At 67.9% G+C, this 12940-nt stretch carries 13 protein-coding genes; 4 read left to right on the plus strand and 9 right to left on the minus strand.

The features are described 5' to 3' along the window. Positions 1-167 precede the first annotated feature (167 nt). Complete coding sequence (locus C8K38_RS00320) at positions 168-500, minus strand: hypothetical protein (RefSeq protein ID WP_097209716.1); 333 nt, start codon at positions 498-500, stop codon at positions 168-170. Positions 501-718: 218 nt separating this feature from the next. Here C8K38_RS00320 and C8K38_RS00325 point away from each other — a divergent pair, with 218 nt between their 5' ends. Further along, positions 719-1057, plus strand: a complete 339-nt coding sequence (locus C8K38_RS00325; RefSeq protein WP_027501343.1) for an RNA polymerase-binding protein RbpA — start codon at positions 719-721, stop codon at positions 1055-1057. Between the two features lie 172 nt (positions 1058-1229). On the opposite strand, the gene C8K38_RS00330 is transcribed toward C8K38_RS00325, so the two are convergent. Genes C8K38_RS00330 through C8K38_RS00345 form a run of 4 tightly spaced genes read right to left on the minus strand, consistent with a single transcriptional unit; the run spans position 1230 to position 5841 of the window. Continuing rightward, positions 1230-2006 carry a polyprenol monophosphomannose synthase gene (locus C8K38_RS00330; RefSeq protein WP_097209717.1) on the minus strand — a complete coding sequence of 259 codons (777 nt, stop codon included), beginning with the start codon at positions 2004-2006 and terminating at the stop codon, positions 1230-1232. Positions 2007-2060: 54 nt separating this feature from the next. Beyond that, the gene (gene lnt / locus C8K38_RS00335) at positions 2061-3686 is read right to left on the minus strand and encodes an apolipoprotein N-acyltransferase (protein ID WP_097209718.1); all 1626 of its coding nucleotides are present in this window, start codon (positions 3684-3686) and stop codon (positions 2061-2063) included. Beyond that, positions 3676-5256: an amidohydrolase gene (locus tag C8K38_RS00340; RefSeq protein WP_257016945.1), complete on the minus strand. Its 1581-nt coding sequence runs from the start codon at positions 5254-5256 to the stop codon at positions 3676-3678. The genes lnt and C8K38_RS00340 overlap by 11 nt, the downstream gene beginning before the upstream one ends. Before the next feature lie 6 nt (positions 5257-5262). Beyond that, positions 5263-5841 carry an FxsA family protein gene (locus tag C8K38_RS00345; RefSeq protein WP_097209720.1) on the minus strand — a complete coding sequence of 193 codons (579 nt, stop codon included), beginning with the start codon at positions 5839-5841 and terminating at the stop codon, positions 5263-5265. A gap of 171 nt (positions 5842-6012) precedes the next feature. Here C8K38_RS00345 and C8K38_RS00350 point away from each other — a divergent pair, with 171 nt between their 5' ends. After that, positions 6013-6696, plus strand: coding sequence for a hypothetical protein (locus C8K38_RS00350; RefSeq protein WP_257017002.1), 684 nt, complete (start codon positions 6013-6015; stop codon positions 6694-6696). Between the two features lie 10 nt (positions 6697-6706). Here C8K38_RS00350 and C8K38_RS00355 read toward each other — a convergent pair whose 3' ends face one another. Next, a complete protein-coding gene (locus C8K38_RS00355; RefSeq protein ID WP_097209721.1) occupies positions 6707-7366 on the minus strand; it encodes a response regulator in 660 nt (219 codons plus the stop codon). Between the two features lie 17 nt (positions 7367-7383). Further along, positions 7384-8550 (minus strand): HNH endonuclease signature motif containing protein, encoded by a 1167-nt coding sequence (locus tag C8K38_RS00360; RefSeq protein WP_257016947.1) that lies wholly within the window; start codon positions 8548-8550, stop codon positions 7384-7386. 649 nt (positions 8551-9199) lie between these two features. On the opposite strand from C8K38_RS00360, the gene C8K38_RS00365 reads away from it, so the two are divergent. Together C8K38_RS00365 and C8K38_RS00370 are read left to right on the plus strand one after the other, a co-directional pair. Beyond that, positions 9200-9508, plus strand: a complete 309-nt coding sequence (locus tag C8K38_RS00365) for a DUF2834 domain-containing protein (RefSeq protein WP_257016948.1) — start codon at positions 9200-9202, stop codon at positions 9506-9508. A 473-nt stretch (positions 9509-9981) separates the two neighbouring features. Continuing rightward, the gene (locus tag C8K38_RS00370) at positions 9982-10689 is read left to right on the plus strand and encodes a cutinase family protein (RefSeq protein WP_097209723.1); all 708 of its coding nucleotides are present in this window, start codon (positions 9982-9984) and stop codon (positions 10687-10689) included. Between the two features lie 24 nt (positions 10690-10713). Here the strand turns inward: C8K38_RS00370 and C8K38_RS00375 are convergent, their stop codons facing one another. Both C8K38_RS00375 and C8K38_RS00380 read right to left on the minus strand, forming a co-directional pair. Then, on the minus strand, positions 10714-11577 hold the full coding sequence (locus C8K38_RS00375; RefSeq protein WP_257016949.1) for an SGNH/GDSL hydrolase family protein: 864 nt from the start codon (positions 11575-11577) through the stop codon (positions 10714-10716). 152 nt (positions 11578-11729) lie between these two features. Beyond that, positions 11730-12887, minus strand: coding sequence for a sensor histidine kinase (locus tag C8K38_RS00380; RefSeq protein WP_097209956.1), 1158 nt, complete (start codon positions 12885-12887; stop codon positions 11730-11732). Positions 12888-12940: the final 53 nt, after the last annotated feature.

The following is a 12940-nucleotide window of genomic DNA, read 5'->3' on the forward strand; positions in this document are numbered from 1 at the left end:
GTAGACAAACTCGAAGGTGTATTCGGCGCAGGTTGCGCACTATTTTGTATGTCCAGATTTGTGTCGGCCGCGTTACACAGAGTATCGGCCGTGGGCTGCTATTGTCGTCCGTTTCGGCCTTTGGTTACATGGCCTGCACGTTCGCGCGCGGCGGCCCCTCGCCCGGATCAGCGGAAGCGCTCGGCCTCTCGCGCGAGTTCGACCAGCCGAGCGCACATCGACGCAAGTTCGGACTGCTCCGCGCCCTCCGCCACGGCGGTCTCGACGTCTTCCGCGGCGCAGCGGACCTCGAACATCCGATCCACGAGCGCCGCCGCCTCGTCTGCGGTCAGGACCACGGCGTCGGCGGGAATCGACGTGCCCTTGACCGCGCTGCGCTGTTCGTATGCGCGCTGTCGGCAGGACTGGCGGCAGTAGCGGCGGCGTCTCCCGATGCCGACGTCGGCGACCTCGCGCCCACACCACACGCACGAATCAAGTCTGCGAGAGGGGCCTGCCACGGACAGTCACCTTACTGTGCCTGCCGACGACGCCGTGCCGGGCGACGATGCTGTGCTGTTCGACATTCACAAACCGGTAAGATGGTGCGGTTGCGTCTGTGCGACGCCCGGGAACCATTCCAGCGTCCGTGGCGTTGAAGATGAGTGAATGCCTGCTGATCGGTGAGGTACTGCCGATCCAGTGCGCTCGCGTGCCGACCTAGGGAGAGGACACCACCATGGCAGATCGCGTACTTCGAGGAAGTCGACTCGGAGCGGTGAGCTATGAGACCGATCGCGACCACGACCTGGCGCCCCGCCGCATGGCCCGGTACCGCTGCGACAACGGCGAAGAGTTCGATGTCCCCTTCTCTGACGATGCCGAGATCCCCGGCACCTGGCTGTGCAAGAACGGTCTGGAGGGCAGCCTCCTCGAGGGCACCGCGCCGGAGGCCAAGAAGGTCAAGCCCCCGCGTACCCACTGGGACATGCTGCTCGAGCGTCGTTCCGTCGAGGAGCTCGAGGAGCTGCTCAAGGAGCGTTTGGACCTGCTGAAGACCAAGCGACGCGGAGCGTAGCGGAGCCGGCGCCTGAGATACCGCGACGCGGAGCGTAGCGGAGCCGGCGCCTGAGATACCGCGACGCGGAGCGTAGCGGAGCCGGCGCCTCAGGCGCCGCTTCACCTGAACGAATCAACGCCGCCCCCGGGGAGATCCCCGGGGGCGGCGTTGTCGTATCCGAACGCCTTGCCTACTTACCGAACAGCGCCTTCGCCTTGTGCCACCGGTTGCGCATGCCCCAGACGGTGACCTTGAGCAACGCTTCCTGCACGATGTTTCCGTCCATCTTGGACTCGCCGAACTCGCGCTCGGTGAACGTGATCGGCACTTCCACCATGGTGAAGCCGTGCTGGATCGCGCGCCAGGCCAGGTCGACCTGGAAGCAGTAGCCGTGCGACTCGATGGAGTCGAGGTCGAGTGCCACGAGCACCTCGCGCCGGTAGGCGCGGAAGCCGCCGGTGATGTCCTTGATCTTCACGCCCAGCGCCAGCCGGGAGTAGATGTTGCCGCCACGGGAGAGGAACTCGCGTCGCTTCGGCCAGTTCACCACGGAGCCGCCGGGCACGTAGCGCGAGCCGGCGACCACGTCGGCGCCCGCGTCGATCTTGTCGAGCAGCCGGTGCAGCTGCTCGGGGGCGTGGCTGCCGTCGGCGTCCATCTCGACGATGACGCGGTAGTCGCGCTCGAGGCCCCACTTGAAACCGGCGATGTAGGCCGCGCCGAGGCCGTTCTTCTCGGTCCGGTGCATGACGTGGATCCGGCCTGCGGTGTCCTGCTCTGCCAGCTTGTCCGCAAGGTCGCCGGTGCCGTCCGGGCTGCCGTCGTCGGCCACGAGCACATGTGTGTTCGGGAGAGCGGCGTGCAGGCGGCCGATGATCAGCCCGATGTTCTCCCGCTCGTTGTACGTCGGAATGATCACCAAGGTGTGCGCGCTCGGTGTGTCCCCGCCTGGCGTACCCGCTGCCATCTTGATCCTCCCTGCCAGCCGAGGCTGGTTTCCTTCGTGATGCGTCCGCCGCCGTCAGTTGATCGGTGCGGCCGACCGACGCCGCCGCACGAGTGCGACGGCGAGGGCCAATGTGGCGCCGACACAGAGAACGATCTCCGGAATCGGGCCGAGTCGAGTAGCCAGCGTAGTGGAGGCCCGAAGTGGAACCTCCGCGACAAGCGTCGCGGGCACGAAAAGTGACGAAGATTCCTGTACGGACCCGTCGGGGGCGACGATCGCACTGACGCCCGACGTGGCCGCGACCACAACGACCCGACCGTGTTCGACCGCCCGCACCCGCGACATCGCGAGCTGCTGGTAGGTCATCTCGGTATCCCCGAAGGTCGCGTTGTTGGTTGGCACCGCGATCAACTGGGCGCCGGCCCGGACCGACTGGCTGAGCGCTCGGTCGAATGCCACCTCGTAGCAGGTCGCAACGCCGACCGGGATCCCGGCGGCCGTCACGACCCCGTTGCCGTTGCCGGGGACGAAGTTGCCCGCCTGGTCGGCATACGAGGAGAAGTGGCGGAAGAAGTCGCGGTAGGGCAGGTACTCGCCGAACGGCTGGATGATCTTCTTGTCGTGGCGGTCCTGTGGACCGTTGTCGCCGTCCCAGACGATCACCGAGTTCGTGGTGGTCCTGTCGCCGTTCACCAGGACGGCGCCGACGAGGATCGGAGCGTCGACGGCACGCGAGGCCGCCTCGATCGCGGCGGCCGCGTCGGCGTTGCGGAACGGATCGATGTCCGAGGCGTTCTCCGGCCAGATCACCAGGTCGGGCTGCGGCTGCGTGCCCGCCCGCACGTCCTCCGCCAGCGCGAGGGTCTCCCGGACGTGATTGTCGAGGACCGCGCGGCGCTGGGCGTTGAACTCGAGCCCGAGCCGGGGCACGCTGCCCTGGATTGCGGCCACGACGACCTTCCGATCCCCCGCCGCGCCGTCCACCGACTCCATATCGGGAAGGGCGGGCCACAGCGCGGCGGCGAGGACCGGCATGGCGAGGGCGAACGCCCCGGCGGCGAGAAGGTCCCGGGTCGGGCGACGGCGGGCGATCGCCACCGCGAGCGCGGCGATCCCGGAGCCGGTCAGCGCGACCGCGAACCCGAGCAGCGGGGCGCCGCCGATCGCGGCGAGCGACAGCAGCCAGCCGTCGGACTGTCCGAACGCCAGCCGTCCCCACGGGAAGCCCCCGAACGGGACGCTCGAGCGCAGCCATTCCGTCAACGTCCACGCGCATGCGATCCACAGCGGCGCCAGCGGCAGCCTGGCCAGGATGACGGCGAGGACGCCGAACAGCCCGAAGAACACGGCCTCCGCGGAGGCGAGGGCGAGCCAGGGCGCCGGACCCACGTACTCCCCCACCCAGGGCAGCAGTGGCAGCAGGAATCCGAGTCCGGCGAGGAATCCGTACCCGAATGCGCCTCGTAGGCGCAGTGGCGGCCGATCCTGGGCCGTCCCGGCGCGGCCCCCCGCACCGAAACGCGTCAGCACCAGGACGAGCAGGGCCACGGCGAATGGGGCGAGGAACCACAACGGTCGTGGTGGGAAGCTCGCGAACAGCAGCGCACCGGATCCGAACGCAAGGACGCAGTCGCGGATGGTCGACGATCGGGGCTTGCGAGAGCGGGTCTGGGTCGAGGCGGTCACCTCAACGCTCATAGATGGTCTCCCCGCGGTGAACGGTTCGCAGGCACACCGGGTTCGCGGACTCGGGATCGAGGTGCGGCAGCGCGGGCACGCGGGACCGCGGATCGGTCGACCAGCGCTGGACCGAATCCTTGGCCGCGGTGACCACCAGCTCACCGGCCTCCCAGACGGCGTACGAGGCAGGCGCACCCGGGACCAGCGTGCCCGCGAGCCCGTCGCGGACACCACCGGCCCGCCAGGCTCCCCTGGTGGCGGCGGAGAAGGCCGCGCGGGGTGAGACCCCGCTGCCCTCGGTGCGGTGGTTGACCGCGGCCCTGAGCATCGCCCACGGGTCGACGGGGGTGACCGGTGCGTCGGATCCGAAGGCAAGTGACACCCCAGCCGCCGCCATCGCGGCGAGCGGGTTGAGGGTCGCCGCGCGATCCCGCCCGAGGGCCTGGACATAGAGACCGTGGTCGCCGCCCCAGAGTGCGTCGAAGACCGGCTGGACGCTCGCGACCACGCCGAGGCCGCCGAGGGTCGCCGCCTGCGCGGCCGTGATCATCTCGACGTGCTCGAGACGGTGACCACACGCCGCGACCGCGGGCCCACCGAGCTCGCCTGCCACACGCTCGAACGCCTCGACCACGGCGGCGACGGAGGCATCGCCGATGACGTGGAAGCCGGCCTGGATGCGCGCCTCGGTGCAGGCCCGCAGGTGCGCCGCGATCGTGTCGACGTCGAGGTAGGCATTGCCCGTCTGGGGGCGGTCGGCGTACGGCTCGTGCAACCAGGCCGTGCGGGATCCGATCGCGCCGTCGACGAAGAGGTCACCGCCGAGGCCTGCCGCCCCCGTCTCGGCGAGGAGTGCCTTCGCCTCCGCCGCGGTCTGAACGGGCTGTCCCCAGTAGGCGCGCACCTCGACCCCGTGCGGGTGTGCGAGCAGTTCACGCAGGTCCTCGCGACCGGAGATGTCGGGGCCTGCACATTCGTGGACCGCGACGATCCCGTTGGCGGCGGCGTTGTCGAGCGCCGCGGTCCTGGCCCGCGCGCGCTGTGCCGCGGTGAGCAGCTCCCTGGCGGCCGCGCGGACCCGGTGGTGATCTTCGGCGGTGACCGGGGCCTCGGCCTCGTCGACGCCACCCGCCCGCCGTAGCAGCGACGAGGCGGCAGCGGAATGGACATCGATCCGGGCCAGGTATACCATCCGGCCCGGTGCGGCGGCGTCGAGTTCGGTGGTCGTCGGGGCGCCGGGTTCCTCGGTCCAGGTGGTCTCGTCCCAGCCGTGCCCCCAGATCACCGCGTCGTCCTGTTCCTCGGCATAGCGCCGCACCAGGTCGAGGCACTCGCGTCGGGATCGGGCGCCGGTCAGGTCGAGGCCGGTCAACATCAGTCCGAGGGCCGTCACGTGGACGTGGGTGTCCACGAAGGCCGGTGTCACGAAGGCCCCGTCGAGTTCGATGATCTCGGCGTCGGGATGGAGCGCGCGTCCGGGACGGTCCTCGCCGACCCACACCACGGTGCCATCGGTCACGGCCATCGATGTCGCATCAGGTGCGGCGGGGCTGTAGATGCGACCGCCGACCAACAATTGGGTACCCACGGGGGTTCAGTCTGCCCGCCGTGGACCCGCCGCCGTGTCACCGGGATCCGGAAGGATGATCTCTCCCTCGATCGCGAGCGGTTCGGCGGTGCCCGCGGGCGAGCCGGCGGTCTCGGTCCCGTATGTGACGTCCTCCACGATGGTGTCCTCGACGATGACGCCGTCCACCACCGTGCGGCGACGGGTTCGCGAGTACACCTCGGCGCCGACCCCGCCCGCCGCGGTCATCATGCCGAGTCGACGACCCCCGAGGATCAACACGAGCGGCCGGAGCACCCGCCGGGTCGGGGGGATCAGCAGGAGCAACCCGAGCGCGGTGGTGACGAGGCCCGGGATCACCAGGAGAACGGTGCCCGCGGCGACGACCGCCCCGTCGGCGACGGCTCCGCCTGCGGAACCGGTGCCGCTGCCGGCACGACGGAACCCCTCGATCACCTTGCGGCCCTGCGAGCGGACCAGGACGAGGCCGATCGCCCAGCCGAGCAGGAACAGGGCAATCGTCCACAGCACACCGATGGTGCTGCCCACCCAGATCACCGCAGCCACCTCGATGACGACGTAGAGCACGAACAACGCCGGGATCATCGGCCTGCCTTTCCTCGGTCCCCTGTCGGGTCCTCTGCCCGAACAACGTGCGGAGGCCCCGAAATTCTCCCGGGTTTGCGCTGTAAACCAGAACCCTCCAGTTGACCTGGATGCACACCTCCAGTGGAGGTCAACCCAAACCCTCTAGTTGACATTTAGACATTGGGCGTGATGCAGTTCACATCGGTCGGGTTCATGATCGCCCTGTTCGCGCACCAGCCGAGGAGCAACATGCGTCTCCCCTTGATCCTTCGCACGATGTCCGTCGCCGGGGCCTCCGCCGCGGCCCTTGCCCTCGCGGTCACCGGGCAGGCGGGCGCGTCCCCCGCGGCCGCGGAACCGCCCGGCTCGGCGCCCGCAGCCCTCCTGACGCAGTCGGGCATGCAGTCGCCCGAGGCGATGGCGGTGCTCCAGAACATTCTGGGCGCCGCGGCGCTCGGTCCCCTCGGTCTCCCCGAGTTCGGCGTGACCGCGCCGCAGGACTTCATGTATCCCGCACCGACTCTCGGCTGCGGGGTCGGCGAGAGTCCGGTGACCGTCACCGTCGCGTCCGCGCAGGCCGGTCCCAACTTCCCCCTGCCGCCGTTCATCGAGCGCGGTCAGTTGCGATTCCAGGCGTTGCCCGCCCACGTCGACTTCCCCAAGCAGTCCGGACTCAATGTGGTCTGGTTCAATGCCGACACCTTCAAGGGCGGCATCGAGCCGCTCAACGACGTCCTGCTCGGGGTGCCGACGATGTCGAAGACCGTGGCAACCGGCGCCGGGACCGTGTTCGCTGCGCTCTACGGCGACGTCACCTATCAGTCGGGCAAGACCTGCTTCGCGCTACCGACGGTGGGCAGCTTCACCGCCTAGCCCGGTCGGCCTACGAGCCGGGCGTGACCAGCCCGGTCTCGTAGGCCAACACGACCGCCTGCACGCGGTCGCGGAGGCCGAGCTTGGTCAGGATCTTGCCCACGTGGGTCTTGATGGTGGCCTCGGAGAGATAGAGCTGCCGCGCGATTTCCGCGTTCGACAGCCCGGTCGCCAGATGACGGAGCACCTCGAGTTCGCGTTCGGTCAGGTCGTCGAGGATCTCGGGTGTCCGGGTCGGGGCCGGGTCGTCGCCGATGAACCGCGACAGCAGTCGCCGGGTCACCTTGGGTGAGACCACCGCGTCGCCAGCCGCGACGCTCCTGATGGCCGAGACCAGGTCCTCGGGCGGGGTGTCCTTGAGCAGGAATCCGCTCGCCCCCGCGCGCAGCGCGCCTAGGGCGTGCTCGTCGAGGTCAAAGGTGGTCATCACCAATACCTTGCTGGAGCAGCCGGATTCGACGATCTGCGTGGTGGCCGCCACGCCGTCGACGATCGGCATCCGCACGTCCATGAGCACCACGTCGGGTTCGAGGTCCCGCGTGGCGTTGACCGCGGCGGCCCCGTCCCCCGCCTCCCCCAGCACCACGATGTCCTCGTGTGCCTCGAGCACCATCTTGAGGCCCATGCGCATCAGCTCTTGATCGTCGACGAGCAGCACGGTGATGGGCATGGCGCCACCCTATCCCCCTACGGGATCTCGTCCATTCCGTCGCTTCCCGTCGGCCGCTGCGGTTGCTCACGCCTTGACACTGTGTCGGCATATTTGTGGGCGTTGGCTTTTCGTCTGGCGCGGTCGAGGAGCTCTTTCGGGTGGTGGCGGTGGTTGACGCGGGGTTTCTGTTCGGGGTCGATGTGTGGTGGTGGGCTCCATTCGGTGCGTCCGGCGTATTCGGAGTCTTTGGGTGCGGTGCGGGTTTTCCAGTCGCCGGGTCCGTCGTGGATGAGGGCGTGGCAGCCATCGCATCCGAGGGTCAGCGCGCCGATGTCGGTGGTGCCGCCCTTGGACCAGTCGTGGACGTGGTGGACGGCGGTCATGGTGGCGGGGGCGTCGCAGCCGGGTCTGGTGCAGCCGCGATCGGCGGCGATCAGAGCCAGTCGTTGGTCGGCGGTGGCGAGGCGTTTGCTCCGTCCGAGGTGCAGTGGTCGGCCGTTGTGGTCGAAGAGCACCAGCACCTGATGTGACCGTTCGGCGAGCTTGAGGGCGTCCTTGATGGGGACGATCCCGCCGGAGGCGGTGGTGACCACACCTGTTTGTTGTTCGAGTTGATCGATCGTCATCGTCAGGATCGTCGTCACCGGCAACCCGCGGTGCGAGCCGAGGACTCCGGAACCGAGGAGGGCGCGCAGTGCTTCCTTGACTGCGTCGTGGTTGCGTTGCGCGGCGGTGCGGGTGTCGCGGCCCGCGGCGGCCGCGAGCTTGTCGCGGTCGACGCCGGGGTGTTCGGCGGCGCCGGTGGGTGATTCGGGGTCGTCGGGGTTGTTCATGCCCGGTCGCGCCCATTTCGCGAGGATCGGGTCGAGCAATGCGCGGGTCTCGGGGTCGAGGTGCCCGGAGATCGGTGTCGTCAAATTCTGGTCCTGCCGGCCGAGGCGGATCCCGCGAAGACGCTTGCGGTCCTTGTCGTCGGTGAGGTTGCCGTCGGGGTTCAGGTGCGCCAGCAACTCGTGCCCGGCTTTCTCGACGTCCTCGGGCGGTGCCGTGCGCGCCAGTTCCGCGAGGATCTGCTCCGCGACTGCGACGTCGGAACTGCTGACGGTGTGGGGGATCTTGCGGATGACTTCGCGTATCGCGCGTGCGTGGTCGGCGCCGATGTCTCCGTCGCGTTGCGCGGTAGCGGTTTCGGGCAGGTCCACGGGTAGTGGCTGGCCGGACAGTGCATGCCAGGTGCCGAGCGATTTTCGCTGCGGTGACCCTCGCGGAGGCATCAGCCGCGGAGATCCGAAGCACCCCGATGAGCAGCTTGTTGAAGGTTTTGTGGCCGAGCTTCCCGGGTAGGGAACGTTCGGCCGTTTCGACAATCAGCCGGTGCCCCACCGCGTCGGCCCGGCGAAGGGACTTTTCGACCCGTTGCATGACCGACGTCAGTTCGCCGTCCGGCAACCCCGTCAGATCGCATTCGGTGAGCCCGCCGATGGCGGTGGCCAATGCGGACAGGTAGCCGTGCACCTGTTCCGAGACCTCGATGCCATCGTTCGCACTCATGTTCCCCTGGGCTGCGCCAATCGCGTCCTCCATGTAGCTGTCGAATGCGTTGGGACACTCCAATACTCGAGTCCGCAGTGTTGTCGAGGGTGTCCACAAGGCAGGCCATCTGACCCTCGCAATCCGGCGGTTCATCCCGCAGCGGCCGGCGCTCGTCGACGTTGACCGGGCACTGTCGCTCGCCCGAGGCGCCTATCGTCCCGACCAATGCGACACGAAGAATTGGGGACGCCGAGCGGCGTTGGGGGCTAACCTTCGCGCATGTCCCCTGCTCGCAGGAATCTCTGTGTCTTTTACGGCGTGATCGCATTCGTAGCACTGATCGCAACGTGGTGGAACAACATCGCGTACCTCGCGGACGGCAATGATCTTGGCGGATTCGTCGTCGACAGCTACGCGAACTACGCAAGCAGTTCGTTGACCAACGACCTGTGGCTCGTTGTGCTCGCGGCCGTCGTGTTCATGGTCGTCGAGGCCCGCAGGCTGGGTATTAAGTACGTGTGGGTGTACGTCGTGCTGTCGTTCGTGATCGCGATCAGCGTGATGTTTCCGCTCTTCCTGATCGCTCGCGAACGGCGCATGTCGGAGACCTCGGGCACGGCGATGTGATCACCCGGCGCAGAAGACACCGCACCGGTCCAGTGCTTTGAAGAATCCACGATGTTCACAGCGCTTCGTGGCCTGCTAACTGGACGGCTCGCGAAATCTGAGTGCCCGTCTTGTGGATCCGTTCGATGCGGCCCGACAACGCAGCGCTCTCGCACGGTGAACGAGCGGAAGCCACGTTCGACGAACTGGAATCGCTAGATGAGCGTGCGGATCACCGAACTCGCAACCGGGAACAGGCAGCTGCGCCACCAACTCGCGCTCGCACACGGACAACTCCGCAGTGAACACATCAGCTAGTCGAGGACACCCGTCCACAACGCAAACCCACATGTCAGATCACGAAGACGGGCTTTGAGCCTAGGGAACATATGTTCGAATCTACCGCCAGGGTCCGACAAGTTCGCAGTACGAACCGCTGCCGACTGCCGTGAGGAAGCATGTCGACGTGGCGTCCCCGAATGTAGTGTTGGCCGATGGGGACGCGCACGATCGCTCGATTCCTCGGCGCCGCGATGGCGATGTCTGCGGTGCTGCTCTGCGTATCCTTCGAACCCCCGCCGGCGTCGGCCCAGCCATGCCCTGATGTCGAGGTGGTGTTCGCCCGGGGTACCGGCCAAGAGGACGGCGTCGGCACGACGGGGCTCTCATTCATCGAATCGCTGCGCTTGTTCGCGGGTGCGCGATCGATCGGGGAGTACGCCGTCAATTACCCAGCCAGCAGCAATTTCGACGACCGGCAAGCGTTCTTCCGCACCTTCGTCGAAGGGATGTGGGACATGCATTCTCGGATTCAGGACATGGCGGCAAGCTGCCCCAACACGAGGATTGTGGTCGGGGGCTATTCACAGGGCGCGGCCGTTGCCGGGTTTGTCACCGCAGCAGGAGATCTCGCCGGATCATCTGCTGAGCCGGCCCTGCCAGGGCCGTTGTCGCCGGATGTGGCCGGCCACGTCGCCGCCGTCGCCCTTTTCGGAAAGCCCTCGGATCGATTCATGCGCGACGCGGGCAATCCGCCGATCGTCATCGGGCCGCTGTTCGGTCCCAAGACGATCGATCTGTGCGCTCCCGGCGACAACATCTGCGATGGTTCCCCTCTCGGTCGCCCCAACGTCTTGCATGCGTTGTATCCCGTGAACGGGACGACCGTCGAGGCCGCACAGTTCGCCGCCAGTCACCTCTAGCCGGTCTGCGCGATGATCACCAGGTCAACGAGCGTCAATCGCCTTCATCATCTCGGTGGCGAGCGCCCGTTCGCCGTCGGCGTTCGGGTGCACAGGGACCGGCTGCGTCGCGTTCAGCATCGGCTCGATCCAGCGCTGCCCGACGGGTTGGCAGCCGTCGCGCCCGTCTGACACCTGCGACATGTCCACGAAGGTGGTGTCCGTCTCCTGCGCCGCGCGCCGCACCGCGTCGTTGAGCGAGGCCTGGAGCTCGCGGAGGTACTGCACGTCGCCCGGGGCGAGGGGTAGCTGCGGGAAGCAGCTACCGGTGGCGGGCACCAGCCACGGGTAACCGGCGATGATGACCTGGGCGCGCGGGGACCTTTCGTGGATGTCGCCGAGGGCCTTCACCAATGCGGGATACGTCTTGGCCTCGATCGGGTCGGCGAGGCTCGTCCCGTACTGCGCCCGGCACGGCGCCTGCGCGCCCGGAGTGGAGACCATGGCGCCGATGCAGGATGCCATCGCCCCCGCGAAGGTGCTGTTGTTGTTGCCGCCGATCATCAATGTGACCAGCTCGGTCGTCGGTGTCAGCGCATCGAACTGGGCGCGGGTCCCGGCGTACTGCGGCGCGTAGAAGTCCTCCGTCTTCGCGCCGCCGCAACTGACGTCGGTGAGCGTGTAGCCGAGCTGCTGTGCGATGAGGTGGGAGAAGTTCTGCTCGGACTGCCAGCACTGTGAGATCTGAGTCGGGGCCATCGGGGACACCCCGGAGCCGGCGCTGAAGCTGTCGCCTAGGTTCACGTACTCGAGCGGCTGCGATGGGGCCGCCGCCGCGGGAGATGCGAATCCCACCGCGGCAGCGAGCGCGCCCGCAGCGAGTAGCAAACGTCTAGTCCCCGTTGTCACGGACAATTCGGATCCCCTCGGTCGTCTGGCATGGCCACCCCACTCTTGATGATGGAAGTGATCCAGGTCTCTTGATACCGATGAGTAACGTAGTCGCATGTATTTGATTTGACCACCCCCAGTTCACCGGACCGTCGACACGGAGTGAATGCCTAATCCTCCGGGTGCAGAGGCAATTCCGCCCGAACCCGCCAACTCCCGTCCGGCTCCCGGCCGGTCTCGAGGTTGCCCTGGAGGACGGCCACCCGTTCCCGCATCCCCACCAGCCCGTTCCCCGAGCCCTGTGTGAACTGGCTCGACCCCCGGCCGTTGTCGGTGATCTCCACCAGCACGTCCTCGTCGCGCCTGCGCACCCGGACCCGTGCCCGCGGTGAACTGCCCGCGTGCCGGAGCACATTCGTCAGCGACTCCTGCACGACGCGGTGGATGCCGAGGCTGAGCGCGGGCCTGATGTCATCGAGCTCCCCCGTCATCTCGAGCTCTACGCGCAGGCCCGCGTCACGCATCATGTCGACGACCTTCGCCACTCCCGCCGTCCCGTGCTGCGGCATCTCGGCGGGGGTCTGTTCGGTGCGCAGCAGCGCGACCGTGCGACGCAGCTCGGCGAGCGCCTGCCTGCCGGTGCTCGCGATGTTGCCCAGCGCACGCTCGGCGCCATCCGGGTTGCGCCGCACGGCATACGAGGCGCCGTCCGCCTGCACCACCATGACGCTCACCGCATGTGCGACCACGTCGTGCAGTTCGCGCGCGATGCGAGTGCGCTCCCCCGCGACCGCCTCCTCGGCCCGCCGGTCGCGGTCGTACTCGGCGACGGCCAGTCGCGCCGCGACCTCCTCGTCGTACAACCGTCGCGCACCGAGGAACTCCGCCGTGATCCAGGACAGCGCATAGAACAGCGAGACGAATGCCGCGGTGGTCCAGAAGTCCTGGTGCAGGAGCCGGATCGCCAGTGCCGAGTCGGCGGCGAGCCCGACGAGATAGAGCGCCGCCGGCCTCCTGCCGACGTAGGCGACGAGCGTGTAGAGCATCACGGCCAAACCGAGCTGGCCCACATGCGCGACCGCCTCGTCGCCGATCCAGCTGCTGATGACTGTGGTGAGGATCGAGAGACCGAGGAGGGCTGCCGCGGCAAGCACGGGATGGCGGCGCCGAAAGGCGATCGGTGTGCACAACGCCAGGCCGAGCAGCAGGAACAGCCACGGGGCCTGGCTGTTCGGTGCCGACAACCCTTCGAGCACGAACAGGATCGTCGCGAGCATCGAGTCGGCGACGAACGGCTTGCCCCGCAGCCACAGGCTGAACCTCCGCATGATCACAGCCTAGGAGTTGCGGGCCTCGGCCGGTCCTGTGATTGGGTCTGACC

This window comes from Rhodococcus sp. OK611 (assembly GCF_003050885.1).
GTDB lineage: Bacteria > Actinomycetota > Actinomycetes > Mycobacteriales > Mycobacteriaceae > Rhodococcus_G > Rhodococcus_G oryzae.

Bases quoted from the DNA above. Each gene is read 5' to 3' on its own strand.
- C8K38_RS00325 (WP_027501343.1), top strand. From the start codon at position 719: ATGGCAGATCGCGTACTTCGAGGAAGTCGACTCGGAGCGGTGAGCTAT.
- lnt (WP_097209718.1), bottom strand. From the start codon at position 3,686: ATGAGCGTTGAGGTGACCGCCTCGACCCAGACCCGCTCTCGCAAGCCC.
- C8K38_RS00370 (WP_097209723.1), top strand. From the start codon at position 9,982: ATGGGGACGCGCACGATCGCTCGATTCCTCGGCGCCGCGATGGCGATG.
- C8K38_RS00350 (WP_257017002.1), top strand. From the start codon at position 6,013: ATGCAGTTCACATCGGTCGGGTTCATGATCGCCCTGTTCGCGCACCAG.
- C8K38_RS00345 (WP_097209720.1), bottom strand. From the start codon at position 5,841: ATGATCCCGGCGTTGTTCGTGCTCTACGTCGTCATCGAGGTGGCTGCG.
- C8K38_RS00380 (WP_097209956.1), bottom strand. From the start codon at position 12,887: ATGCGGAGGTTCAGCCTGTGGCTGCGGGGCAAGCCGTTCGTCGCCGAC.
- C8K38_RS00330 (WP_097209717.1), bottom strand. From the start codon at position 2,006: ATGGCAGCGGGTACGCCAGGCGGGGACACACCGAGCGCGCACACCTTG.
- C8K38_RS00355 (WP_097209721.1), bottom strand. From the start codon at position 7,366: ATGCCCATCACCGTGCTGCTCGTCGACGATCAAGAGCTGATGCGCATG.